The following is a 1,423-nucleotide window of genomic DNA, read 5'->3' on the forward strand; positions in this document are numbered from 1 at the left end:
CGTCCAGCGAGTTCGTCCGGAACACGTTCGAAGACTTCTACATCCCAACCTTTGCGTAGCAACATGTTCGCTGCAAACAGACCTCCCAGCGAACCACCTACGACAATAGCGCGRCGCTTGTTCGACATATTAATCATGGCTGCACCTCCACAGTCGCAGCGGCATAGGCGGTGTAGGAACCGACGGCTTCAATCTCGGAGGCCGGGAAGTTGAGTTCGATGGTGACACCTGAAGGATCTTCGATGAAGACCTGATGCAGGCCCAGGCTCGGAACGGTGCGATCACGCCAGGCAATGCCTTGCGCTTTGAAGACGCTCCAGAACTCAACCAGGCCTGTTACCAGAAAAGCAATGTGATCAACGGTTCCAGTGCCCTTCAACGGGATTTCTTTGTCGCCGAGATACTTCTTCAAACCCTCGGGGTTGGAGGGATCGATCCCGATAATGTGGACCGTACCAAAGTCTTGCTCATCCCCTCCCATGTACAACCACACGCCAGGAAAGTCGAACGGCGGCCGGTAGCCAGGGGTGAAACCGAGCACCCTTTCATAAAATTGGCTGGACTTTTCCAGGTCGAACGACCGGATCGAGTAATGAGCGAGTTTTCGGACTTGCATGGTGCCTCCAACAGTTTTTTGTAGTTATTTATCAGTTGATAAACAGTAAGGCCTGACGAAATTGAAGTAAATAGCCGGAGGACCAAATTTTTTGAGGACAGCCCCTGAACCACGTCGTGGTGTCGTCTCGGCAGGGCGAGTTCCAGGTGTTTGGAAAGGGCTTTTCAGAGCGAAATAGCGGGGTGCGCGCCCTCCCGCCACCTATCCAGCTAAAGGCTGAAACAGGTGATGAGTGGTCGACAAAAAAGAAGGGTGGCAGCAGGATGTCATTAGGTGGGCAAGCGGAAAAATCAATTCAAACGAGGCATTTCGCCGAGGTCGTTGTCGACTTGAGCCAATACATGGGGACCGCCATTGAGGAACGCATCGACCATCTGCTCTATCAGCGCGTCAATGTCCTCGGTCACTGGAAGATCGTAGATCCATTTGCGCACGCCAATATAGAAAATGCTGGCATGCAAACTCCAGATCAGTTCGAGCTCTTTTTCATTGATCGTTTCACCGGAGGAAGGCGCCAGACCATGGGCGTGGCGAATTTCCGCGATAACAGGAATGAAGACTCGCTCACGCAATTTGGCCAGATACCGATCGTTGATGCCTTCACGGGTCAACCCGGCGAAAACGAAGATGCGAATCCATTCTCGCCGCAAAATCACGTTTGCGTATGAAGTATAGAAACGAACCAGGCGAGCCTGAAGGGGTTGCGAACGATCCTTGATCATCGTCTCCCAAGAGGCATCCCACCGATATACCTCGTCGTAAACACGGTCAATCAATGCTTCTTTGCTGGGGAAATAGCGATAGAGC

Annotated in this window: 2 protein-coding genes; both read right to left on the reverse strand. The window is 52.4% G+C overall.

Going from position 1 to position 1,423, the window contains the following annotated elements; genetic code table 11:
- Window positions 1-133: 133 nt before the first annotated feature.
- Window positions 134-616: a VOC family protein gene (locus tag AC1DVH_RS31090; protein WP_477757014.1), complete on the reverse strand. Its 483-nt coding sequence runs from the start codon at window positions 614-616 to the stop codon at window positions 134-136.
- 290 nt (window positions 617-906) lie between these two features.
- Window positions 907-1,423, reverse strand: a 517-nt coding sequence (locus AC1DVH_RS31095) for a TetR/AcrR family transcriptional regulator (RefSeq protein WP_477757015.1), incomplete at its 5' end; no start/stop codon positions are given.

It is taken from the genome of Pseudomonas sp. P4_C3, from assembly GCF_056402075.1.

Coding starts and splice junctions, on each gene's coding strand:
- AC1DVH_RS31090 (WP_477757014.1), bottom strand. CDS start 616: ATGCAAGTCCGAAAACTCGCTCATTACTCGATCCGGTCGTTCGACCTG.